Source organism: Paraburkholderia sp. GAS199 (assembly GCF_050436585.1).
In the GTDB taxonomy this organism is placed as follows: Bacteria; Pseudomonadota; Gammaproteobacteria; order Burkholderiales; family Burkholderiaceae; genus Paraburkholderia.
Genome location: NZ_JBNDMM010000002.1, coordinates 77,127 through 100,337, shown reverse-complemented (window position 1 = coordinate 100,337; position 23,211 = coordinate 77,127). Strand labels below are relative to the sequence as shown.

At 62.8% G+C, this 23,211-nt stretch carries 24 protein-coding genes and 1 tRNA gene; 12 read left to right on the top strand and 13 right to left on the bottom strand.

The window, feature by feature from the left end; genetic code table 11:
• Window positions 1-16: 16 nt before the first annotated feature.
• On the bottom strand, window positions 17-1,708 hold the full coding sequence (locus P3T18_RS06580) for a sensor domain-containing diguanylate cyclase (protein WP_429299130.1): 1,692 nt from the start codon (window positions 1,706-1,708) through the stop codon (window positions 17-19).
• 715 nt (window positions 1,709-2,423) lie between these two features.
• Here P3T18_RS06580 and P3T18_RS06575 point away from each other — a divergent pair.
• Together P3T18_RS06575 and P3T18_RS06570 are read left to right on the top strand one after the other, a co-directional pair.
• The gene (locus P3T18_RS06575) at window positions 2,424-4,175 is read left to right on the top strand and encodes an ABC transporter permease (RefSeq protein ID WP_429299129.1); all 1,752 of its coding nucleotides are present in this window, start codon (window positions 2,424-2,426) and stop codon (window positions 4,173-4,175) included.
• A gap of 90 nt (window positions 4,176-4,265) precedes the next feature.
• The gene (locus tag P3T18_RS06570) at window positions 4,266-5,612 is read left to right on the top strand and encodes an AAA-associated domain-containing protein (protein WP_429299128.1); all 1,347 of its coding nucleotides are present in this window, start codon (window positions 4,266-4,268) and stop codon (window positions 5,610-5,612) included.
• Window positions 5,613-5,738: 126 nt separating this feature from the next.
• Here the strand turns inward: P3T18_RS06570 and P3T18_RS06565 are convergent, their stop codons facing one another.
• The 3 genes from P3T18_RS06565 to P3T18_RS06555 form a co-directional block, all read right to left on the bottom strand.
• Window positions 5,739-6,293 (bottom strand): hypothetical protein, encoded by a 555-nt coding sequence (locus P3T18_RS06565; protein ID WP_429300055.1) that lies wholly within the window; start codon window positions 6,291-6,293, stop codon window positions 5,739-5,741.
• A 29-nt stretch (window positions 6,294-6,322) separates the two neighbouring features.
• Entirely contained in the window at window positions 6,323-6,949 is a 627-nt protein-coding gene (locus tag P3T18_RS06560; protein ID WP_429299127.1) for a hypothetical protein, read from the bottom strand.
• A gap of 297 nt (window positions 6,950-7,246) precedes the next feature.
• Window positions 7,247-8,308: a sigma-54 interaction domain-containing protein gene (locus P3T18_RS06555; protein WP_429299126.1), complete on the bottom strand. Its 1,062-nt coding sequence runs from the start codon at window positions 8,306-8,308 to the stop codon at window positions 7,247-7,249.
• A 371-nt stretch (window positions 8,309-8,679) separates the two neighbouring features.
• On the opposite strand from P3T18_RS06555, the gene P3T18_RS06550 reads away from it, so the two are divergent.
• The 6 genes from P3T18_RS06550 to otsA all read left to right on the top strand — a co-directional run bounded on the left by P3T18_RS06550 (window position 8,680) and on the right by otsA (window position 13,457).
• Window positions 8,680-8,997 carry a DUF883 family protein gene (locus tag P3T18_RS06550; protein ID WP_429300054.1) on the top strand — a complete coding sequence of 106 codons (318 nt, stop codon included), beginning with the start codon at window positions 8,680-8,682 and terminating at the stop codon, window positions 8,995-8,997.
• Between the two features lie 69 nt (window positions 8,998-9,066).
• Entirely contained in the window at window positions 9,067-9,321 is a 255-nt protein-coding gene (locus tag P3T18_RS06545) for a hypothetical protein (protein ID WP_429299125.1), read from the top strand.
• 309 nt (window positions 9,322-9,630) lie between these two features.
• Window positions 9,631-11,028 carry a sigma-54-dependent transcriptional regulator gene (locus P3T18_RS06540; protein ID WP_429299124.1) on the top strand — a complete coding sequence of 466 codons (1,398 nt, stop codon included), beginning with the start codon at window positions 9,631-9,633 and terminating at the stop codon, window positions 11,026-11,028.
• A gap of 177 nt (window positions 11,029-11,205) precedes the next feature.
• A complete protein-coding gene (locus P3T18_RS06535; protein ID WP_429299123.1) occupies window positions 11,206-11,460 on the top strand; it encodes a hypothetical protein in 255 nt (84 codons plus the stop codon).
• 152 nt (window positions 11,461-11,612) lie between these two features.
• Window positions 11,613-11,822 carry a hypothetical protein gene (locus P3T18_RS06530; RefSeq protein ID WP_429299122.1) on the top strand — a complete coding sequence of 70 codons (210 nt, stop codon included), beginning with the start codon at window positions 11,613-11,615 and terminating at the stop codon, window positions 11,820-11,822.
• A gap of 210 nt (window positions 11,823-12,032) precedes the next feature.
• Window positions 12,033-13,457 carry an alpha,alpha-trehalose-phosphate synthase (UDP-forming) gene (otsA, locus tag P3T18_RS06525; protein WP_429299121.1) on the top strand — a complete coding sequence of 475 codons (1,425 nt, stop codon included), beginning with the start codon at window positions 12,033-12,035 and terminating at the stop codon, window positions 13,455-13,457.
• Between the two features lie 193 nt (window positions 13,458-13,650).
• Here the strand turns inward: otsA and P3T18_RS06520 are convergent, their stop codons facing one another.
• The 5 genes from P3T18_RS06520 to P3T18_RS06500 form a co-directional block, all read right to left on the bottom strand.
• Window positions 13,651-15,099, bottom strand: a complete 1,449-nt coding sequence (locus P3T18_RS06520) for an MFS transporter (protein WP_429299120.1) — start codon at window positions 15,097-15,099, stop codon at window positions 13,651-13,653.
• Window positions 15,100-15,227: 128 nt separating this feature from the next.
• The gene (locus P3T18_RS06515) at window positions 15,228-15,731 is read right to left on the bottom strand and encodes a YbhB/YbcL family Raf kinase inhibitor-like protein (RefSeq protein WP_429299119.1); all 504 of its coding nucleotides are present in this window, start codon (window positions 15,729-15,731) and stop codon (window positions 15,228-15,230) included.
• A gap of 229 nt (window positions 15,732-15,960) precedes the next feature.
• Window positions 15,961-16,407 carry a very short patch repair endonuclease gene (locus P3T18_RS06510; RefSeq protein ID WP_429299118.1) on the bottom strand — a complete coding sequence of 149 codons (447 nt, stop codon included), beginning with the start codon at window positions 16,405-16,407 and terminating at the stop codon, window positions 15,961-15,963.
• Window positions 16,408-16,443: 36 nt separating this feature from the next.
• The gene (gene dcm / locus P3T18_RS06505; RefSeq protein ID WP_429299117.1) at window positions 16,444-17,727 is read right to left on the bottom strand and encodes a DNA (cytosine-5-)-methyltransferase; all 1,284 of its coding nucleotides are present in this window, start codon (window positions 17,725-17,727) and stop codon (window positions 16,444-16,446) included.
• A 305-nt stretch (window positions 17,728-18,032) separates the two neighbouring features.
• Window positions 18,033-18,395, bottom strand: coding sequence for a hypothetical protein (locus tag P3T18_RS06500; RefSeq protein WP_429299116.1), 363 nt, complete (start codon window positions 18,393-18,395; stop codon window positions 18,033-18,035).
• Between the two features lie 175 nt (window positions 18,396-18,570).
• Here P3T18_RS06500 and P3T18_RS06495 point away from each other — a divergent pair, with 175 nt between their 5' ends.
• The 3 genes from P3T18_RS06495 to P3T18_RS06485 all read left to right on the top strand — a co-directional run bounded on the left by P3T18_RS06495 (window position 18,571) and on the right by P3T18_RS06485 (window position 20,121).
• On the top strand, window positions 18,571-18,762 hold the full coding sequence (locus P3T18_RS06495; RefSeq protein ID WP_111930648.1) for a CsbD family protein: 192 nt from the start codon (window positions 18,571-18,573) through the stop codon (window positions 18,760-18,762).
• A gap of 208 nt (window positions 18,763-18,970) precedes the next feature.
• Window positions 18,971-19,192: a hypothetical protein gene (locus tag P3T18_RS06490; protein WP_429299115.1), complete on the top strand. Its 222-nt coding sequence runs from the start codon at window positions 18,971-18,973 to the stop codon at window positions 19,190-19,192.
• 221 nt (window positions 19,193-19,413) lie between these two features.
• Window positions 19,414-20,121, top strand: coding sequence for a glutathione binding-like protein (locus tag P3T18_RS06485; protein ID WP_429299114.1), 708 nt, complete (start codon window positions 19,414-19,416; stop codon window positions 20,119-20,121).
• 162 nt (window positions 20,122-20,283) lie between these two features.
• Here P3T18_RS06485 and P3T18_RS06480 read toward each other — a convergent pair whose 3' ends face one another.
• Window positions 20,284-20,442: a hypothetical protein gene (locus P3T18_RS06480; protein WP_429299113.1), complete on the bottom strand. Its 159-nt coding sequence runs from the start codon at window positions 20,440-20,442 to the stop codon at window positions 20,284-20,286.
• A 256-nt stretch (window positions 20,443-20,698) separates the two neighbouring features.
• Between P3T18_RS06480 and P3T18_RS06475 the strand changes: the two genes are divergently transcribed.
• Window positions 20,699-21,022, top strand: a complete 324-nt coding sequence (locus tag P3T18_RS06475) for a DUF4148 domain-containing protein (RefSeq protein WP_429299112.1) — start codon at window positions 20,699-20,701, stop codon at window positions 21,020-21,022.
• A gap of 243 nt (window positions 21,023-21,265) precedes the next feature.
• Here the strand turns inward: P3T18_RS06475 and P3T18_RS06470 are convergent, their stop codons facing one another.
• From P3T18_RS06470 to P3T18_RS06460, 3 genes are all read right to left on the bottom strand, one after another.
• The gene (locus P3T18_RS06470; protein WP_429299111.1) at window positions 21,266-22,306 is read right to left on the bottom strand and encodes an acyltransferase family protein; all 1,041 of its coding nucleotides are present in this window, start codon (window positions 22,304-22,306) and stop codon (window positions 21,266-21,268) included.
• A gap of 239 nt (window positions 22,307-22,545) precedes the next feature.
• A tRNA-Arg gene (locus tag P3T18_RS06465) sits at window positions 22,546-22,620 on the bottom strand.
• 298 nt (window positions 22,621-22,918) lie between these two features.
• Complete coding sequence (locus P3T18_RS06460) at window positions 22,919-23,110, bottom strand: rubredoxin (protein ID WP_074285028.1); 192 nt, start codon at window positions 23,108-23,110, stop codon at window positions 22,919-22,921.
• Window positions 23,111-23,211: the final 101 nt, after the last annotated feature.

The window sequence follows — 23,211 nt, the reverse complement described above, 5'->3', positions numbered from 1 at the left end:
AGTGATTGGCGGACAACTACCAGGCGTTGGCGACGGTTCGCGCGGGCGGCGCGGTGTCGTCGGGCGGCAGCGCTTCGATGCGATCGCGTCCGCCGCTCTTGGCGGCGTAGAGGGCGGTGTCGGCGCGGCTCATGATGCGCTCGGGCAGATCGTCCGCCGAGAGTTCGGTGATGCCGATGCTCACGCTCAGGCCCACCGATGCGGGCAGCTTCGGCGAAGGAATCGCTTTCAGACGCAGCCGCAGACGTTCGACGACTTCGCGGCCGTCGGCGAGACTCGTGGCCGGCAGCAGCAGGCCGAATTCCTCGCCGCCGAGCCGGCCGATCGCGTCGGCGCCGCGTAGTTCGGCGCGGCAGGTGTCGACGAAATGTTCGAGCGCGCGGTCGCCGGCGGCATGGCCGAAGCGGTCGTTGATCTGCTTGAAATGGTCGAGGTCGGCGATCGCCATGCACAGCGGCTCGTTGCCGGCATGCGCGCGTTCGATCTCATGGCGCAGCAGGTCGAGGAAATAGCGGCGCGACAACGCACCGGTCAGCGCGTCGTGCCGCGCTTCGGCCGACAGCAGCGTATTGGCCGATTGCAGCTGTTCGGCGAGATCGCGCGTGGCGCGGTGATGGCGCCGCTCGCGCACATACGAAACGGTGATCACCCACGCGAGCGCGACCGTTCCGGCAAGCGTCAGAAACACCAGCAGATGATCGCGCTTGTGATTGCGCAGCAGTTCCGGCCAGGAGGCGAGCGGATCGACCAGATGGGCGGACAGCCCCGAGTTCAGGCCGCCGCGCGCCTGATAAAGCGAAGGCTCGGGCCGCTCGGCCATGCCGAACAGTTGCTGCGCGATCCCACCCGGCACCCACGGCGCCTGCTCGCGCACCTGCGGATCGATCTGGATGCGCATGTCGGGAAAGGTCTCGCGACGGTAGATGACCATGCGTTCGGCATCGCTCATCTGCTGTACGCGCGAGTTGGGCAGCGCGTGGCCTTCGAGCGCGCTGTTGTGGGCCATGATGATGACGCCGTTTTCGTCGCTGACGAAGGTGCCGGCGTGCGCAACCCAGTGGCGCAAACGCGCGATCCCCACCTTGGCCACCACCACGCCGACCAGCAGACCGTCCGAGTAGACCGGTGCGGCGATGAAGATGCCCGGATCGCCGCTCACGCGGCCGACACCGTAGGCCTCGGTGAAGGCGCCGAGCAGGGCGCTGGTCAGATAACCGCGCGTGCGCATGTCCACGCCGACAAACGAGCGCGCGGCGGCCTTCGGTGTGTCGATGGCGAAGCTCGATGCCACGCAGATGCCGTTGGCATTGACGAGCCAGATCTGGTCGAGACCGGAGAAGCCTTGGGCGTCGTGCAGGAAGTTGCTGACGGCCGTCATCTTCTGATCTTTTATCAACGCGGCGTGCAGGGCGGGTTCCGTCGCCTCGCCGTTCGCGGCATAATTCTGGGATTGCACCAGCGCGTGCTGGACCACGTCCATTTCGGCCATGGTCGCGGGGATGGCGCGAGACATGGCGAGATCGCTGGCGATCACCTCGGCCATGTTGTCGACGATCGACGTGGACATCTGCCGTTGCGCGCGCAGGGCCGCGTCCAGCTCTTGCTGTACCATCCGGTCCGCGACCATGCCGGCCACGAACCAGCAAACCAGCACGACCAGCACGAAGCTGAGCGGACCGGTTATCTGGCGCAAGGTTGTCCTGTTCATCGACTCTCTGATCCGTCTGGCTGTGACATGCAACTAGCTCATTCGTGGCAGCGCCCTGGCGCTGTGCCCCTGTGGAAACGTTCGGCGCTGCGCCGACGCTGCGGCCCGGGATAGGGTATCGGGCAGGCCGTCAAACAGCGTGCCTATCCTGATTTTAACCGTCGCGGAGCCCGGCGCCACCGTTATTGCTGGAATGCGAAGTGCAACCCTTGCGCCCATCGGATTCTTATCGGCAGCGCATGCGGATTCTGAATGGTGTTAGGGGTTTTTCAGGGTGGTTGGGGACACGGCGGCAGAAGTGAAGGGCAGCACGGGTGTGGCTGCCGCGCGACGCCCAGAGGTCCCAAACTGACAGGCCGCCTACGAATGCGAACAGAGCGCTGTCTGCCGTTGGTTTCCGGGCCGCTATTTGCCGCTAAAGGTTGTGCCTGAAACATAGGATGGTGTAGTGTCGCGCTAGTCCAAAACAAGGAAAGCTCGCCGGCCTCCGGGCGGCGCCCGCGGCGACAGAAGTCCGGTTCGACGGATCGGTCCGGGCGGCTTGCCCGCCGACACGTCCCTACCGGACCACGTGTCTCCAACGCTAACGATTTACCGCGCACACGCGTTTTGCCATGCATGATTTCCGCTTTCCGGACCGATCTTCAGACCGCCGTGCCGAAGCCGCGGCCTCCTTTGCGCGTTGTTATGCCTGTATGAACCGGGAGACTGTCTGATGGATTTCAGCTTCAACCTGAAGCGCACCGCCAATGCGTCGGCATGGCGGGTTCTGCCCAATCGCTGGGACTTCGTCGCCTTTCCGCTGATCATCTGCGTGATTGCCATGGCGGCCATCGGCTTTCACGAGACGCTGGCGCCGATGTCCACGCTCAAGACCCAGACGATCTCGCTAGACCCGGCCAATCTGCCGGAATACGCAATGCGCACCACTCTGCGCATGCTGTTGGCCATGGTCGCCTCGCTGATCTTCACGCTGGTCTACGGCACGTTGGCTGCCAAGAGCCGTCGCGCGGGCCTCGTGCTCGTGCCGATTCTGGACATCCTGCAGTCGGTGCCAGTGCTCGGCTACATTTCGTTTACGGTCACGTTCTTCCTCGCGCTGTTCCCCGGCCGGGTGCTCGGCGCCGAACTCGCGGCGATCTTCGCGATCTTCACGAGCCAGGCGTGGAACATGACCTTCAGCTTCTACCAGTCGCTGCGCACAGTGCCGCGCGATCTGGACGAAGTCTCGCGCGGCTTTCATCTGACGTCGTGGCAGCGCTTCTGGAAGCTGGAAGTGCCGTTCTCGATGCCGGGCCTCATCTGGAACATGATGATGTCGATGTCCGGCGGCTGGTTCTTCGTGGTGGCATCCGAAGCGATCACCGTGGGTAACAACACCATCACGCTGCCGGGGATCGGCGCGTATCTCGCGCAGGCCATCGCGGTGAAGAACCTGCACGCGATCGGCTGGGTCATCCTGGCGATGACGGTCGTGATTCTCGCCTACGACCAGTTCCTGTTCCGCCCGCTCGTGGCGTGGGCCGACAAGTTCCGCATGGAGAACACCAGTTCCGGCGACGCGCCGGAGTCCTGGCTGCTCGACCTGATCCGCCGCACCCGGCTGATTCACCGTCTGCTGGTGCCGCTCGGCTGGATGTTCGCCAAGGCCGCGCGCGTGCCGTTCCGCTTGCCGAGCTATCAGGGGCCGCGCTTCCAGATTCCGCAGAACCAGAAGAGTTCGCGCGTCGGCGACCTGCTGTGGGCGGCGCTGGTGCTGATCGCCACGGTGTACGTGGTGTACCGCGTGTTCATCTACGTGCGTACCGGCGTCTCGCTCGAAGAAGTCGGTCATGTGTTCGTGCTCGGGCTCATCACGCTGCTGCGCGTGGTGCTGCTGATCGCGCTGGCGTCCGTGGTGTGGGTGCCGGTCGGCGTGCTGATCGGTCTTCGTCCGGCGCTCTCCGAAAAGATCCAGCCGCTCGCGCAGTTCCTCGCCGCGTTCCCGGCCAACCTGCTGTTCCCGGTGTTCGTGATCGCCATCGTGCGCTTTCACCTGAACCCGGACATCTGGCTGTCGCCGCTGATCGTGCTGGGTACGCAGTGGTATATCCTGTTCAACGTGATTGCGGGCGCGAGTTCGTATCCGAACGACTACCGCGAGGCCGCCAAGAACTTCCATATCACGGGCTGGCAATGGTGGCGCCAGGCCATGCTGCCGGGCATTTTCCCGTACTACGTGACCGGCGCCATCACCGCGTCGGGCGGCGCGTGGAATGCGAGCATCGTGGCGGAGTTCGTCCAGTGGGGCGACACCAAGGTGGCCGCGCACGGTCTGGGCGCCTACATCGCGCAGTCCACGGCGGCGGGCGACTATCCGAAGATCATCGTGGGCATCGCCGTGATGTCCCTGTTCGTCACCTTGTTCAACCGTCTGCTGTGGCGTCCGATGTACGCCTACGCCGAAGGCAAGCTCCGGCTGGATTGAGCGCCCCCGAACCCGCCGCTCCGAGCCCGTTTCCGAGGGCGCATACCCGGAGCGGCCCGGCGTTTTCTTGAGATTTGAAGGCTAAACGCGATGCAAAATCCTAAAGCTGCTATGACCGCCGCGCCGATCCAGACGCCGCCGAAGCCGCCGCGCCTCGGCGAAGAGATCCTGCGCGTCAAGGACGTGTGCCGCGGTTTCAACAAGTCGCAGGGCGAACTGCTCGTTCTCGACGACGCAAACCTCTCGCTGCGCGAAGGCGAGATCGTCGGTCTGCTGGGCCGCTCGGGCTCCGGCAAGTCGACCTTGCTGCGCATCATCGCCGGTCTGATCGAACCGACCGACGGCGAAGTCACCTATATGGGCAAGCCGCTCAACGGTCCCGCCAAGGGCGTCGCGATGGTGTTCCAGACCTTCGCGCTGTTCCCGTGGCTGACCGTGCTGCAGAACGTGGAAGCCGGCCTGGAAGCGCAAGGCGTCGGCGCAAGCGAACGGCGCACGCGCGCGTTGGCCGCGATCGACCTGATCGGTCTGGACGGTTTTGAAAACGCGTATCCGCGCGAGTTGTCGGGCGGCATGCGTCAGCGCGTCGGCTTTGCGCGCGCGCTGGTGGTCGATCCCACGCTGCTGCTGATGGACGAGCCGTTCTCCGCGCTCGACGTGCTGACTGCCGAAACGCTGCGTACCGACCTGCTCGATCTGTGGACGCAAGGCCGCATGCCGATCAAGGCCGTGCTGATCGTCACGCACAACATCGAAGAAGCCGTGTTCATGTGCGACCGGATCCTGGTGCTGTCGTCCAATCCGGGGCGCGTGATCGCCGAGATCAAGGTGCCGTTCAAGCATCCGCGTAATCGTCTCGATCCGGCGTTCCGCCGTCTGGTCGACGAAATCTACGCCAAGATGACCGCGCGTCAGACCGACGAGAAGACCAAGAAGGGGCTGGAGCTGCACAGCTGGCTGCCGCACGTGTCGACCAACCTGATGGCCGGTCTGATCGAAACGCTGGCCGCCGCGCCGTACCATGGCCGTGCCGACATGCCGGAAATTGCCCGCTCCCTGCATCTGGAAGTGGACGATCTGTTCCCGGTTGCCGAAGTGCTGCAACACCTCGGTTTCGCCGACGTGCGCGAAGGCGACATTTTCCTGACGCCGCCGGCGCGCGTGTTCTCGGAATTCGGCACGCAGGAACGTAAGCTGATGTTCGCCGACCATCTGCTCAAGCACGTGCCGCTCGCGGCGCGAATCAAGAAGGTGCTGAACGAGCGTCCGGGACATCGCGCGCCGCGCGTGCGTTTCGAGCAGGAACTGGAAGACTTTCTGTCGGACAGCGCGGCGGAAGAGACGCTCGACGCGGTCATCAACTGGGGCCGTTATGGCGAGATCTTCTCGTACAACGACCAGACGGAAATCTTCAGTCTGGAAGACGTGGAGTCCTGAGCGCGGTCATCGCGACCGGCTTGCCCAGATAAAAAAGCGGCAGGGGAGACCCTGCCGCTTTTTTCATTTTCAGGCTGCTTGACAGCCTGCTTCACGGGCCGATTCACAGCCTGATTATCGGGCGCCTTATTGCAGCGTGCCCCAGCGCTCGACTGCCGGCTCGGCAGACGCCCACTTCCAGCCTTTATCCTGCTGACACGCGCTGCCTGTGTACCAGGCTTCGTGCGCGTTCGGGCCGTCGCCGTCCTGCACCGAGAACACGAACTCCTTGCACAAGGCCAGCGCCGAGCCGAATGCGCGCGTGACGCGAACCTCGCCATGACCGTTCTCGATCGGCAGCGTGTGCTTGATTTGCCACGGCCGCGTTTCGCCGACCGGCATCGCGCCCGCGAGCGCGGCGATCAGATCCTGCTGGTCGGTGTGCATGGAGCGCATGTAGCGGCCGACGGCTTCGTCGGTGGCGGCTTGCACCGCGATACCGACGCCGATGCCGATGGCGGGGTTCGACGTGACCAGACCCGAGGCGACGCCGGCTGCCGCGCCGCTCGCGGCGCCGACCGACGAGCAGCCGCTTGTCATCAGGCTTGCGCCGACGACGAGCGCGCCGGCCAGCACGAGCCGCAAGCCGACACCGCGTTGGCCGGCCGCGGCGCGCACCGCGCCGATAGCCGATCCGGCCATCGAAGCCGTGTTTGAAAACAGGCGCGCCGTCATTGCAGCGCACCCCAACGTTCGGTGGCGGGCTCGGCCGACGCCCATTTCCAGTTGTCGCCGTCGCGGCAGATTGACGCCACGTAGAACGCGCTGCTGGCCGGCACGTTCTTGTTCGCGGCACGGTCGACAGAGAAGACGATTTCCTTGCAATCGAGTGCGCCGCTGCTGATCGTGCGGCTGACGGTTACGCGGCCGTGTTCGTCGTCTTCGATCGGCATGGAGTGCGTGACGCTCCACGGCGCGATGGCGCCGACGTCGAGCGGCCCGGCAATCTTCGCGATGCCGTCCTGCGTATTGGTGTGGACCACGCGCTCGGAATACTGCACGCCGGCACGCGCCGCGGCGACGGCGCCGAGGCCGATGCCGGTTGCGACGGCTGCGTTGCTGGTGACTTTGGCCGCGAGCGCTGCGCCCGCGATACCGGCGCCGGCCGTGGCGCCTTCGGAGTAGAGCGAGCTACAGCCGCTCAATGCCGCGCTGCACGCGACGGCCAGCGTGACGAACGCCAGGACGCCGCGGTGTCCCGGTTTGTCCGCGCGGCGTGCGCCGCTTTCGACCGTTGACTTGATATTCGATTCGGTCGCCGTATTGACCCGTTCGCCCCACACAGTACTTTTTTGCATTTCGCTGTCCCTACTCCTGCAAGTACCTTTCGTCACGTCGAAAATCAAAGTGTGTAAACGAAAAGCACATCGATCTGGCGTCTTTACGCGCGCAGCCGCATTTTGCAGGATGCGTTTTGTAATTGGCAGTGGGAAAGTGCAAGCAATTGCAAAAGAGCGTGCGGACTAAATCGGTTTCTGTTTTGACCGAGCCGATTTTGATTGGTGGTGCGAAGGGATTGCGATGCGTCGGAGGGCGCCGTTATTCGAAGCACGCTCCCGTGATTTGATTGAATCGCGCGAGCGTGCGGTGCCGGATTATTGCTCGACTTCTTCTTCGCCGGCTTCGTCGCCGCCGTATGCGCTCAGGCGGTTATAGAGCGTTTTGAGGCTGACGCCGAGTGCTTTCGCTGCGCGCCGCTTGTCGCCGCCGCAGTATTTGAGCGTGCCGAGAATGATCTGCTTCTGCGCGTCGGCGAGTGGCGTGCCGATCCACACGCTCATTGCGTCACCTTGCGTGACGGGTTTTTTGACCCGCGAAGCGAGATGCGGATGCGGCAGCTCGACCGTCTTCTCCGCGAGAATAAAGGCGCGATAAACCGCGTTCTTCAATTCACGCACATTGCCCGGCCACGACCAGGTGCGCAGCGTTTCGATCGAGCGTTTGCTGAAACTCTTACTCGTGCCTTCCTGCTGATTGAGCAGGGCGAGAAAATGTTGGGCGAGCAGTTCGCGGTCGTTTTCGCGTTCGCGCAGCGGCGGCGCGCGCAACGGAAAAACCGCGAGCCGATACATCAAATCCTCGCGCAAACCGTTTTCCTTGACGGCCACGGCCGGGTCGCGGTTGGTCGCGGCAATCACACGCACGTCGCCGCGAATCAGTTCGTTACCGCCGACCCGAAAGAACGTACCGGTTTCCAGCGCCCGCAGCAATTTCACCTGGCGCACGGGGGCCATTTCGGTGATTTCGTCCAGGAACAGCGTGCCGCCGTTCGCGTGCTCGAAATAGCCGACGCGGCCCTGAACCGCTCCGGTGAAGCTGCCTTTTTCGTGGCCGAACAGTTCGGCTTCGATCAGTTCGTCGGGGATCGCGCCGCAGTTGACCGCGACGAACGGTGCTTCCTTGCGGGTACTCTGATCGTGAATCGTGCGGGCAATCAGTTCCTTGCCGGTGCCGGATTCACCGATGATCAGCGCGGTGGCGTCGGTGCCGGCAACGCGTTCGATCTGTTCGTACAGATCGAGCATGATCGGCGACGAGCCGTACAGCAGCCCGTACGATTTCAGTCCCGCGATGCCGTCCGCGACGCGCTGCTTCGCCTGTGCCGATGTATTGCCGCCGGCGGAGACGGTGGGCGAGTCCAGATCGATTGACGCCATAAACGGGGAATCCTGTGCAAATGAATGTTGTGTAGCGGCGTGCAGGCCTGGAAAGAGACAGACCGCGAGGCCACTATCTCACAAACATCGATTTAACCACTTTGCTGAGGCTTACGCCAAACGAACTATCGGCTTGCGCATCAGATCGCCGGGATGTCGGTCGAAAGTGCCTGAAATGATGGTCCGCGAAACGTGAAGTGGCAGATTTACCGGGTACGTGGATTGCACCTTTCAACCGACACGCGTGCGCTTTTGGGCCGCCGATCGAGCGTTTTGCCGTCGCCCGTTGCGAATCGCCGGGCGCGGTCACGAACGCAGCGCCGGTCACCCAGAAGGCACGCGTACGCCGACCTCAGACTTAGGAGTGAATGATGACCGACACCACGCAACAGCTCGCGTTAGGCGGGCAGAAAATCGTCGAGGATCTGCGCGTGCTGCTGACGGATTCGGAAGAAATGCTGCGGCTCGCGTCCAATGTGCCCGGCGAAGGCGTCGAGGCGCTGCGCGAACGTCTCGGCACGCATGTGGAAACCTTGCAATCGGCGCTGGGCGACGCGCAGCAGAATGCGCAGCGTCGCTACCGTGCCGCCACGGTGAACACCGAGCGCTACGTGCGGCGCAACCCATGGCGCTCGATCGGCATTGCCGCGAGCGTCGGTTTTCTGCTGGGTGTGCTGAGCACGCGCTGAGGCTGCGCGCTCAGGCGTCCCCTCAGGCGTCCCGATCACGACATGCATCACGACTACAAGGAGTTGACGATGGCACGACCCAAAATTGGCCTGTTCGGCGCGTTGATGGCACTCGGCGGTTTTCTGGCGGTGCGCTACGTGCAGCATCGCAACCGTGCGACCCACCTGCCGGTGGCGCGCGAACTGAGCCGCTGGGAGAACGAAGGCGGCAATGTCGACGCACCCGCCACCCCGGCGGCCAGCATCACTAGCGGCTCGAATGGCGCCAACGGCGCCGCGCATCATAACGGCAATGGCGGTGCCTGGCCGTTCCCGCGCAGCTGATCCGAACGCGCACCGACGCATGTCCGCATAGGGCGCCACGCGGTGCGCTATGGCGGATATGCGTTGCAAATTTATCGCGATAACACCGTATAATGGGCAAAACGACAACAATGACAGGAAAAAGCAGTCAGTTTTTCCGCATATTGTTGCGAAATTGAATTAAGTCTCAAATTCGGTATTTTTTGCCATATAGTAGTTGATGGCGCGGCGCGAATCGCGCTGCCGCCGGGCGGAAAAACTGGCTACGGCTTGTTATGGCATGTCATTCGGCATGTCTCCTTATTCACGCTTTCGGGCTTTCGAGACGCGATGCCACACGTACTGATTGTCGACGACGACGCGAGTACCCGCGAGGCGCTTTCCGCCATCATCGGGGAAGACGGGTTGACCACCGCCACCGCAGGCGACCTGCGCGAGGCACGCATCCAGCTGGTCCGGCAAATGCCGGATGTCGTTTTCACCGACCTGAAACTGCCGGACGGCAGCGGGGTGGATCTCTTCGAAGATCTCGATCCGCGCTCGGGCGTCGAGGTGATCGTGATTACCGGTCACGCCACCGTGGAATCGGCGGTCAACGCGCTCAAAATGGGCGCCACCGACTACCTCGTCAAGCCGATCAACATGCAGCGCGTCAAGGCGATCCTGTCGCGCTTGCCGCGTGCGGGCGATCTGAAGGCGGAAATCGGCACCTTGCGCGGTGAGTTGCGCCGCATGGGCCGCTTCGGCCTGATGCTCGGCAATTCGCCGGCCATGCAGGAGGTCTACGACCAGATCGGCCGAGTCGCGCCAACGGCAGCGTCGGTCATGCTGGTGGGCGAGTCCGGCACGGGTAAGGAAGTCGCCGCGCAGACGCTTCACGAACTCAGCCTGCGTCGCAAGCACGCGTTTCTCGCGGTGAACTGCGGCGCGATCTCGCCGAACCTGATCGAGTCGGAAATGTTCGGCCACGAGCGCGGCTCGTTCACCGGCGCAGACCGTCAACACAAGGGGTATTTCGAGCGCGCGAACGGCGGCACGCTGTTCCTCGACGAAATCACCGAAATGCCGATCGAGTTGCAGGTGAAACTGCTGCGTGTGCTCGAAACCGGCATGTTCATGCGCGTGGGCACCACGAAGGAAATCGAAACCGACGTGCGCCTGATAGCGGCCACCAACCGCGACCCCGAGCAGGCGGTGCTGGAAGGCAAACTGCGTCTCGACCTGTATCACCGTTTGAACGTGTTCCCGATCAGCCTGCCGCCGTTGCGCGATCGCGGCAAAGACGTCGAATTGCTGGCGCAGGCGTTCCTCGACGAACTCAACGAACGTCACAGCACGAAGAAGCATTTCCCGGCCGCCGTGAAGGAAATGCTGATGTCGTATCCGTGGCCGGGCAACGTGCGCGAGTTGAAGAACTACGTTCAGCGCGCGCACATCATGTCGGGCACCGACTCGGACAGCACGGCAACCGTGCCGTTGCAGATCACGCTGTCCAAGCCGGCGGCCGGCACGGCGATCACGATTCCGTTCGGCACTTCGCTCGCCGAGGCCGACCGTCAGCTGATTCTGGCCACGCTCGAACAATGCGGTGGCGTGAAGACACGTGCCGCGGAGATTCTCGGCATCAGCCTGAAGACGCTGTATAACCGGCTGGTCGAATACGGCAACGACGCCCGCGACGACGCGGACGCCGACGAAGCGCGCGCACTGCGCGGCGCGGACGCCTGACGCTGCAAGGCGCGGCTCGACGGAGTCAGTCGGCCGCGCCGGATTTTTCCTCTGCAAGTCTCGAAGCACGGCCGACGCGGCGCCACGTCTTCTCATCCGGCTTCGCCCAGTCCGCCTGTCACCCAACGGCACATCCCTTGCTCAGTTTCTCCTAACGCAAAGACGAGGAAAACTGACATGCCGGAATACGCTGCTGCTCCTGCGCTTCCCCTTCCGCTGCACGCCCATCGTCCCGAGCCGATCGAGCCGCCTTCGCCGCCGCCCATGACGCCGCCACCGGCCGCGCCGCCCTCGCCGGGTGAGCCCGACACCATTCCCGACCCGACGCCCAATCCGATCGAACCAGTAGCGCCGCCCATCGGCGATCCGCCGCCAGAACCGTCGCAGGCGCCACAAGCCAGTCCCCGTCCGCCGCAAGCGATGCAACTCTGACACGGGCAAGCCGCCGCGCCGCACACTGGCGCGGTAGATTTATGTACTTGTTACAAAGTCGACGCAGCTTTTACCGGCAATTTACCGCCGCGACTTCTAGACTGTACTGGTGCCGCCTTCCGCGGCGGCCGGCTTCCCTGGAGGCAGCGATCATGAGACATCCCGCACTGCGGCGTTCCGCGCGCCATTCGAAGCGCGACTCACGACCCGGCGGCAAGAGCGGACCGCCGGCGTCGCCGGACCCGTCCGCGCAGAACCGGGTTGCCCCCGATGCCCCGCCAGACGGCGAGCACAACCAGGGCGGCGTACGGCCGGAAGGGCTGGAATACCAACGCGATCTGGGCTCCGAGCAGGACGCCTGAGCTTCTGCCGTTCGGTAAGAAGGTTTCCGCTTAAATCGTACAAAACAGAAGAAATTTCTTCGCGATGTTGGGCCATCGCGTGGATTTGCTCGTCCGTCACATTTGCATACATTTTTATTTCCAACGATGCGAAAAACGGCACGCGACTTGCATGCACTTCTTTGGCACATATCCGTATGCAACGAAACAACTGACTGAGGTAGAGCACCAATGAGCAGACTGATCGTGGTATCGAATCGTGTCGCGCCGACGCAGGAAGGCCGGCCCGCAGCGGGCGGCCTGGCCATCGGCGTGCTGGATGCGCTGAAAGAAACCGGCGGCGTCTGGTTCGGCTGGAGCGGCGAAACGGTGAGCGAGCCGTCGGCACCCGTGATCGAAAAGCAGGGCAATGTGACGTACGCGACGGTGGGTCTCACCAAGCGCGATTACGACCAGTACTATCGCGGCTTTTCGAACGCGACGCTGTGGCCGACTTTCCACTACCGCAACGACCTGTCGCGCTATGACCGCCAGGAATACGCGGGCTATCAGCGCGTGAATGCGACGCTCGCGAAGCAGCTCAAAGAGCTGCTCAAACCCGACGACATCATCTGGGTTCACGACTATCACCTGCTGCCGTTCGCGCGATGCCTGCGCGAGCTGGGCGTGAAGAATCCGATCGGCTTTTTCCTGCACATTCCGTTTCCGGTTCCGGAAGTTTTGCGCACCATTCCGCCGCACGAAGAACTCGTCAAGGCCATGTGCAGTTACGACGTGGTCGGTTTCCAGACCGAAGCGGACCGCCAGTCGTTCGTCGACTTTATCGAGCGCGGCCAGCACGGTACGTCGAGCGAAGACGGCATGGTGCACGCCTACAACCGCTTCCTGAAAGTGGCCGCGTATCCGATCGGCATCTATCCGGATGCGATTGCGAAGGCCGCCGAACAGTTCACGGACCGCAAGCCGGTGCGCAGCCTGCGCGACGGCATGCGCGGCCGCAAGCTCATCATGAGCGTCGACCGTCTGGATTATTCGAAGGGTCTGGTCGAACGCTTCCAGGCGTTCGAGCGGCTGTTGCTGAACGCACCGGGTTGGCACGGTCGCGTTTCGCTGGTGCAGATTGCGCCGCCGACGCGCGCCGACGTCACCACCTATCAGCGCATTCGCCAGACGCTTGAAGGCGAGGCAGGCCGTATCAACGGACGTTTTGCGCAACTCGACTGGACGCCGATCCAGTATCTGAATCGCAAGTACGAGCGCAATCTGCTGATGGCGCTGTTCCGTCAGTCGCAAGTGGGTTACGTCACGCCGTTGCGCGACGGCATGAACCTGGTGGCGAAGGAATACGTGGCGTCGCAGGACCCGGCGGATCCGGGTGTGCTGGTGTTGTCGCAATTTGCCGGCGCGGCCGAGCAGTTGCCGGGTGCGCTGGTGGTCAATCCGTTCGATCTTTCGCAGATGGCCGAAGCACTGGAGCGCGCGTTGTCGATGCCGCTCGCCGAACGTCAGGCGCGTCACGCCGACATGATGGCGCCGATGCGCGAGAACAATCTGTCGGTCTGGCGCGATACGTTCCTGTCGGATCTGCGCAATGTCGCAACGGCATCGAAGGTGACGGCCAAGGCGGTAAAGCTCGCTGACGTGACGGCTTCCTAGTCATAGCGCGGTTGCGCGGTTCGATAGATCGAATTGCGCGCGCCGATCACGTCCTCGCAAGTAACGAGTTACGAGTAGCAAGCGGCAGGGCAGAAGCACATTGAAGAAGGGCGCGAATCGCGGTACGGGATTCGCGCCCTTCGTTTTGCGCTCATGCTGCGGACCTGCGCTCGCGGCGTGGCGTGGCGTTGCGTCAGGCGGCCTGCACGTTCACGCGCTGCATGACGCGCATGGTGCTGACCACGGCGGCCACCGCCGAGAATCCTGCCGCGACGTAGAGCGCCACGATCGGCCCGTGGACGGGAGCGACGCCGAAGATCAAGGCGACGAGCGCCGCGCCGAGTGTCTGTCCGGTCAGGCGCGCGGTGCCGAGCATGCCGCTCGCGCCGCCGCTGCGATCGCGCGGCGCGGCGGACAACATCGTGCGATTGTTCGGCGACTGAAAAATACCGAAGCCCGCGCCGCACAGCGCCATGCGCCAGGCAATCTGCAGCGGCTCAGGATGCGCGCCGAGCGTGGCGAGCAGCAGCAGTCCGACCGTCATGGCGGCGAGCCCCACGCCGCCGAGCCATCCCGACGACACCTTGTCGGAGAGCATGCCGGCAATCGGCGCCGCGACGATGATGACCGCGGGCCACGGCGTCATCAGCAAACCGGTTTCGACCTGCGACAACCCCAGGGTGTCCTGCAACAGAAATGGCAGCGACACGAACGCCAGCATCTGCGCACAGAACGAACATACCGAGGTGCCGATCGAGAGCGCGAACACGGGGATGCGCAGCAGGTCGATCGGCAGGAGCGGCGCAGGCCGTGTGAGTTGCCGGCGCACGAAGAAGTAGCCGATCACGACGGCGCCGAGCGCTTCCACCGCGACCCAGCCGAGCCGCTCGCCGTGGCCGAGACCGTCGACGGCGAAGATCAGCAGGCCGAACACGAACGCGTTCATCACCGCGCTCAGATAGTCGTACGGCGATTCGTGACCGGCGTTCAGCGGGAGCGCCTTGAAGCCGCCGACAATCGCCGCGATGCCGATCGGCACATTGATCGCGAACAGCCACGGCCACGACGCGACGGCGAGCACGGCAGAGGCGACCGTCGGCCCGACCGCGGATGACACCGCCACGACCATCGCGTTGATCGCCACGCCGCGTCCGAGTTGCGTGGGCGGATAGATCATGCGTACCAGCGCCGTGTTGACGCTCATGATGCCGGCCGCGCCGAAGCCCTGCACCACGCGGGCGAGTGCGAGCGTGGTCAGCGAGCCGGACAGCGCGCAGCCGAACGACGCGACCGTGAACAGGATCAGGCCCGCCAGATAGATGCGCCGATAACCGATGCGGTCGCCGAGCGAGGCGAGCGGCAACAGCGAAATGGTGATGGCGAGTTGATACGCGTTGACGACCCAGATCGAGCCGGCGGCGCTCGCGTGCAGATTGCGGGCGATGGTCGGCAGCGCCACGTTGGCGATCGCGCTGTCGAGGACCGCGAGCGTCAGCGCGAGGGCGATGACCAGCATCGCCCAGTAACGTTGCGGAAGCGGCAGACCTTGTTCGGTGTTGTGGTCGAGCGGCATGCTGACGGTGGGTGTCCCGGTGTCGGACGACGGGTGGGTCCCGTCGTTTCGCGATGATTGTGCGTGCATCGTTCTTGTGATTGGAGATGAGCGTCCCAGTGCTACGGTCAGCGCCACGTGTCATGCATCACGCAGCGAGCCGCGCGCGCGACTCGTTGCGCTGACCGGCAACAACTGGCAGAAGCCGCGCCGATGCGTTATTTGAGCTCGTACAAACCGGTATGCGTGGTCGAGTCGAGTTCGTTCAGATGCGTCATGAAGCGCGCGACCGCGTTGGTGGTTTCCGCGTTGATCGGCAGATGCGCCACCTTCAGGGCGTGCAGTCGAAAGATGTAGCGATGGGCCTTGTCGCCGCGCGGCGGCGCCGCACCGCCGAAGCCGACCGTGCCGTAGTCGTTGCGAACCTGCAGCGCGCCTTGCGGCAGCAGCGAACCGTCGGGCTTGCCGGCGTTGCGCGGCAACGAGCGGGCGTCCGCCGGAATATTCACCACGACCCAATGCCAGAAACCGCTGCCGGTTGGCGCGTCGGGATCGTGGACGGTGAGAGCGAAACTCTGCGTGTCGGGCGGTGCTCCTTCCCATTGCAACGCGGGCGAAATGTTTTCGCCGTCGACGCCGAACGCTTTGTCGTTGTATTCCTGGGCTTTCGGCATGAAGCCGTTGGTGGGGAACTCGTCGGACCAGAGACGGAAATCTGCCATGGTGTGCCTCCCTTGTAGGATCGTTTCGGGATGATCGGGACGCGCCGTTTTGCCTGACATTCTTCTACGCGACGATACGAACATCGTTCAACGCGATGAGCCCAACGCGCCCGAGTTAGCCAATCGAGTGTATCACTGCTGCCCGCCGCGGATTGGCCCGTCACGCAGGATACAAAGAGCGTTCAGCGGGCATTGAAGCAGGTTCCGCAGCCAGCGTCGAAGCGGGAGGTCATCCGCGTTCTTCGAAGCTCGGCGCGTCGCTGTGCAACCAGTCGGCGAGCCGTTGCAGGACACCTTCGATATCGCGATTGGCGCCGCGCAACGCGCATTCCCACACCACGCCGACGCGCCAGCCTGTCGCCAGAAGCGCTTCGCGAACCTTGTCGTCGTTCGTGCGATTGCGGCCGATCTTCTCGCGCCAGAACTCCGGACGTGTCTGTGGCCACTTGAACAGATGGCAATCGTGACCGTGCCAGAAACATCCGTGCACGAGTATCGCGGCGCGATAACGCGGCAGCACGATGTCCGGACGGCCCGGCAGATCGCGCACGTCGAGACGGAAGCGAAAGCCGCGACGATGCAGCAGGCTGCGGATCAGGATTTCCGGTTTCGTATTGCGTCCGCGAATGCCGGACATCATCCGGCTGCGCGTCGCGCTATCGACGATATCGACCATTACGCGGCGTCCCTCTGGAGTCGGCCGCGTCGACGGTCAGGCGTATAGCGAAAGTTTTTGCCTGGAACCACGCGGAGACTCCTCGGCGAGCAGGGCTTGCACATGCGGCAGCATGATGCGCGCCACCTCGCGCATCACCGGCATCACCACGCTGTTGCCGAACTGCCGGTAAGCCTGGGTGTCGCTGACCGGAATGCGGAACGTGTCGGGAAAGCCCATCAGGCGCGCGCATTCGCGCGGCGTGAGACGGCGCGGGCGTAGTTGCTCGCCTTGATAGACCAGGATTTCCGAGCCGTCCTTGTGATAACGCGCCGACAGCGTGCGCGTGACGCTCTGCGGATAAGCCATGCCGAAGCCGAAACCGTTGCCCGCCGCGCGATGCTTTTCCGCGTAGTTCTGCAGATAGGTCCAGAGGTTCGGCGTGAGGGTGTACTTCGGTTGAACGCAGCGCCTGGCGTGGTCGAAGAAACGGTCGTGGTCCCACGGCAGCACCGGTTCGCTACCGTCCGTTCGATGCAGGATCGAACCGAGGCGCGGACCGTTTTCCGGCAGCACGAGGTCGTCCCACGAGAACGATGTCTTGCCGCGAAAGCCGACGATGATGATGCGCTCGCGGTGCTGCGGCGTGAAATGCTGCCCGTCGAGCACGCGGTAATGCACTTCGTAGCCGAGTTCGTCGCGCAGGGTTTGCAGAATCACGTCGAAGGTGCGGCCTTTGTCGTGCGAAAGCAGATTCTTCACGTTCTCCAGCAGAAACGCGGCGGGGCGCTTCGCGGCGATGATGCGCGCCACGTCGAAAAACAGCGTGCCCTGCGTCGTGCACTCGAAACCGTGCGGCCGTCCCAGCGCGTTTTTCTTGCTGACACCGGCGATCGAAAACGGCTGGCACGGGAAGCCGCCGAGCAGGACGTCGTGGCTCGGCACGTCTTCGGCGGGAAAGGAGACGATATCGCCGATCAGCGCGTGATCCGCGCCTGCCGGATAGTTCTCGCGATAGGTTCGCGTGGAAAACTCGTTCCACTCGCTCGTGAACACGCATTCGCCGCCGTGCGCTTCGAAACCCATGCGAATCCCGCCGATGCCGGCGAACAGATCGACGAAGCGGAACTGGGTGGCGCCATTCGTCGCGCCGGACGCCGCACGCGCGCTACTGTGAAGCAGATCGCGCAGCGCCGGTTCGAGCATGGCCGGGCAGGGCGTGTCGCCTTTTTCCCAGCGCCGCACCGTCTTGATGTCTTTGCCGACATGCGCGGCGATTTCGCGTTGGGTGAAGCGGGCGCGCGCCTGTTTGAGCAGTGCGAGCGGTGCGGCGAGGGTCACGGGCGTCCTTGCTGGGAATTTTTGCGGACATTATGACCTAAGGTCGTCCCTTTTTCCCTATTTTCGCAAGCCGCGGGCAGAATATTTCCGACTACGAAAATCTGTTTCGCATCGAAATGCAGGTGTCACAGTTCAGCGTGTAGGCTGCTCACGTGACGCGATTCCCCGCGTTGCGACGTGTTGAGGCCGCGCCTGGTTCGCGGCCTTTTTTTATTCACGAGAGATGGACGGGCGCTGCACGCCGGATGTTGCAGACGTTCGGCCCGTCGGACTGGCGATGTGGCGGGTGGCGGTGCAGCGGTGTGTCAGAGGCGGCTGCCGGCGCTCTTGGCGAATTGCGCCTGCGCTTGAGCCTGAGCGGCCGGCGCGAGTTCTTCCCACGCCGGTTCGGGCGTCGCGGATGCCGCTGTCGCGAAGGGCGAATCGGGCGACGCGACGAATTCGTCGAGCTGGAGCAGCAGGCTGTCCACCGCGCAGAGCTGCGCGTGGGAGAGGTTGCCGGTGTCGAGCAAGGTGTGCAGACGCTTGCGCCAGTAGCTGGCCGGCAGAATCGAACCGCCGAGGTCGCCGTGTAAAGAAGGCCGCATCACGCGTCCGATGTGCGCGATGTCCTGGTCGATCAATGCCGCGTGGGATGACCCCGTAAGCGTGATGAGTGTCCGTTCCATGGCTCCTCCTTGGCACCTTTACGGCAGGCTGGAGCGGGACTTTAGGTTTTCTTGAAAATATTTTTACCGTCGCGCGGTGCCTGCGGCGGGCAGGACGGCGCATCGGGCACACCCGTTGCTGAGTTGGAGTACTGGCGTAATGTCGCGCTGGCATTCAAATACAGTGGAGCCGATCATGAATAAAGACCAGGTGAAAGGCGTAGGCGAGCAGATCAAGGGTAAGGTCAACGAAGCAGTCGGCAAGGTGACCAACAACCCCGGCAAGGAACTGAAGGGCGACCTGCAACAAGGCGCGGGCAAGGTCCAGAAGGCTTACGGCGACGCGAAGGAAGACGCCAAGGACAATGCCAAGCGTAACGCGCCGTAAGTCGCGAGCTTGTCGTTATGTTCGATGGAAAAAGGCGCTTTGGCGCCTTTTTCTTTTTTACGCGGAAGACAGTTTCGCTCGGGTTTCGCCCAGGCTTTGGCGTACGTTGGCGTTCAGCCCAGGAGTAACCCGGATTACGCTTGGCTGACGTTCCACGCCTTCGACGCAGCCTTTAGACTTGGCGCATTCCAAGAAAAGGAGGCGCGCCATGACACCCGAGAAAATTCTTTCGATGTTCGAGCGGCAATACCTCGAGGGCAAAGTCCCCGTCGATCTGGAGGACACGTGCGCGAGTTTTGCGGCGTGGCTCGCGAGTAGCTGGGAGCAACTCGACGGCAATCAGAAAGTCATGCTGACGAGCGTCGGCTCGGCGCTGTGGCGCGAGGGATATAACCTGCGCGCGAGCACGTCGACGAAAGACCTTTGGTGAATTCGCGAGCGTCGCGCGCTTGACGTGACCCGATGTATCCCGGCGCGAACACGGCAAGACATGCAGCGGTGCCGCACGCATTCAGGCGAGCCGGTTTATATTTCACGGTCTCGCTTTCGGGCCTCACTATTCGGGCTCGATGACGACCGATTTTTCGGCCGGCTTCCCCATTGCACGATCGGCAGAATCCGCAGAATCTCCTACAAGGATCACACCCGCACATGACGAGTCTTTCCAGTTTTCCGATCACGAAGAAGTGGCCCGCCGCGCATCCCGATCGTATCCAGCTTTATTCGCTGCCCACTCCGAACGGCGTGAAAGTGTCGATCATGCTCGAAGAAACCGGCCTCGCGTACGAGCCGCATCTGGTGCGTTTCGATACCAACGATCAGATGTCGCCGGAGTTCGTCTCGCTGAATCCGAACAACAAGATTCCGGCGATCATCGATCCGAATGGCCCCGATGGAAAGCCGTTGCCGCTGTTCGAGTCCGGCGCGATCCTGCTCTATCTCGCGGACAAGAGCGGCCGGTTCATTCCGCAAGATGCCGCGGGCCGCTACGAAGCGATTCAATGGGTGATGTTCCAGATGGGCGGCATCGGACCGATGTTCGGACAGCTCGGATTCTTCAACAAGTTCGCCGGCAAGGATTACGAAGACAAGCGGCCTCGCGATCGCTACGTCGCCGAATCGAAGCGTCTGCTCGGTGTGCTGGAAGCGCGACTCGAAGGCCGCGACTGGATTCTCGGCGACGCCTACTCGATCGCCGATATCGCCACGTTTCCGTGGGTGCGCAACCTGGTGGGTTTCTACGAAGCGGGTGAACTGGTCGGCATCCAGAACTTCCCCAACGTGCAGCGCGCACTGGCCGCTTTCGTCGCGCGTCCGGCGGTGGTGAAGGGACTAGATATTCCGAAGCGTCCCGCTTGAGCGTTTTGCGCGGGACGCTTTTCGCTTCGACGTCGAATCAATTGCGTTCGACGTTCGACGTTCGAGCGCTCGTCGTGTGTAGCCGGTGGCGAGTGCGTCGCCACATCGCGCCGGCTTCGTGAATCGTCCTTGCCGTTCTGGTTTCTTTCTACGCCGATCCGCTCAGGGTAAGTTGTCCGGATTGCCGCCCATCGCGCGATAAAGATCGCGCACGAAATCTTCGCTGATGACGTCCCACTCGGCCGAGCCGTAGAGCACGTCTTCCGGATTCTTCTTGCCTTGTGCGTGCCGCAGCGTGCGTACGGTGAGTTCGAGAGCCATCGCTTCTTCGTAAAGAGGATGGCCCGGGCGGAGGTGGTCGTCGTTTTCCATGCCTGAATTTCGGCGAGCGCTGAGGAAACTTTAGAACCGTCGACGTGACGTGCCCGGACACGCCGCGCGCATTGTCTCTTTTGCGACAACATTGATTTCAGGTTTTAGGGGTTTCCCCTAGGGCTACCGACTCATAGACTGTATTCAACGGCTGCAAACAACAAGGTTCGCAGCTTCGAAAAAACAATCTCTGGAGGTAGTTATCATGAAATCGCTCATCAAGGCAGTTGCAGTTGCACTCGTTCTCGCCGCTCCGGTTGCATCGTTCGCACAATCGAACGGCCCCGTGACGCGCGCTCAGGTTCGTGCCGAACTGGTTCAACTCGAAAAAGCCGGGTACACGCCGGGCGCCGGCCGTGACCCGTACTACCCGACCGACATCCAGGCCGCCGAAGCGCGCGTCGCTGCGCAGAACGGCGTCGCTCAATCGAGCGGTTACGGTTCCGCAACCAACGGTTCATCGCAATCGGGCAGCCGCGAGTCGACGCTGAGCTCGTACTCGGTGCCGGTGGTGAACATCCATCATTGATTGAAGCCGGCAGCGCAAATTTTTGATTGCGTTTGCACCGGTTGAGAGGACATCTGGCGGATCGGCTGTAAGTGGAAGCGGGTCCGCGTAAATGAAGATCGGAAATCCTCCGTCGCCGTCGATGCGGTGACTTTGCCCAGCCCTCGTGCTGGGCTTTTTCGTTTGGGGAGGGTGCCGCGGATAAAAAACGCCCCGCTGTGCAGGACAGGCGGGGCGTGGTATGCGGGGCGACATGGCTCGATGCTAGGCGGTGACGGTCCGCTTCCGGAACATGCGCTTGAAGACGCGGTTATGCAGGCGGTATTCGAACCAGCCGAACAGGACACCCCCAATGACCGACGCCACGATCAGGATCAGCCACAGCACCGAGAACCGGATGTGGTCGGCGTGCGGCTTGAGCGCCTGCACAATGGCAACGATGATCGACATGTGGATCAGATACACGCCGTACGAGACGTCGCCGAAGCGCTCGATCAGGCGCGCGAAGCGCATGTTCTGAATGGCGATCAGGAACGCGGCAAATGCCACGGCTTGCATGATGAAGAGCGGCGCCGGCGACGGAAACGACACGCCGTTCGACACGCCCCACACGCACACCGCAAACAGGAAGAGATAGGGCGGGTTGATTCTGGCCGCCCAGGCGGTTCCGGCGACCGACGCAAACAGGCCGACAATGAAGAAAATCGGATAAGGCGTCAGCAGAATCCACTTGCCGGGCTGCGCCACGATGGCGAATGCCGCGCCGTCGATATCGCCGATCGGCCGATAGGCGTCTATCACGACGATGGCAAGCAACCAGACAATGCAAACGGTCAGTATTTGCGTGCGCGACAGGCGGCACAGGATCATGACGTAGGTTGCGCAGTAAAACGCGAACTCGTAACACAGCGTCCAGTAAGGAATGCGGTACGAGTTATTGACTGCCGTGGTGGGCAGCAGGAGAAGCGACGTCCAGTCCAGATGCCAGGCCGTGTCCGCCTTCAGCAGGATGAAGAAGCTCAACGCCACCGCGATCCAGAAAGCCGGGAAGATGCGGGCCACCCGATTCCACAGAAATGCTTTGCCTTGGTGAAGGCATCCGCCCATCACGAAGCCGGAGATCACGAAGAACAGGCTCACGCCCATCCGCCCGAAATTGATGAGGAGATAGGGGTGGTAGTCGAGGCCCTTCGCGTAGGCCACGAAGAACGTAACGTGCTGGAACAGCACCAGTGCGCAGGCGAGCGCTCGCAATGCCTGAATGCCGCCCTGATGCGGCCGCACATTCCCCGAAGTAATGTCCATCAAATTGAGTCTCAGATCTGAAGATTGGGTGTGATGTTGGCGAATTCGCCGGATATGTTCAAGCCGTGATGGATCGATTCGCTACGGGTGTGAGCGACGACCGGTTAGGCGCAAGGAGTCGCTCGTGGGACGCGGCTGGCGCAATAGCGCGGTTGGCTGGCGGTTACGCAATGTCTTTGGAGATGCATGGGCCGGGTCGGTGCGGGGAAATGCACGTCGAACGAGGCCGAAAATCTGATTGGTCCCCCTGACAGGAATCGAACCTGTATCTAGCGCTTAGGAGGCACTTGTTCTATCCATTGAACTACAGGGAGAGGACCAGAATCATCGCGTCGATCCTGCTGCGGACGGTGTCTGCGAGGAAAGGGCGAGTGCAAAATCGCCAGCGAGCGCAGAGTATATCAAACGCGCCGGGCGCGGGAACAGCGTTGGCGGCGCGCGGTAAGGCGTACGAGCGGCGCGCGGCGTCGATGCAATCGCGGCGTTTCACCGGTCGCCCGCCGCCCTAAAAAACAAACGGCCCGACGGAAATCACTCCGCCGGGCCGCGCAAACCGCCAGACCGTTCTAACGGCCCGCTGGTCGCGATTCGTATCGATTCAAGCCGTTGCCATCAGAATTCGACCACCGCGAACTCGGCCTTGCCCACGTCGCACAGCGGACAGCGCCAGTCGTCCGGAATCGCGGCGAAGCGCGTGCCCGGGGCGATACCTTCTTCAGGCAGGCCTTCTTCTTCGTTGTAGATCCAGCCGCAAATCAGGCAGACCCAGCTCTTGTATTCAGTCACTTCAATTACTTCGCTCACGACGTACTCTTCTTTGGTTCGATGCAATGATCCGCTCAGTCTGCCCCTTTTTTGGGCACGGCGGCGACCCGCAATATTACCGGAATTTGTCAGTTGGGCCG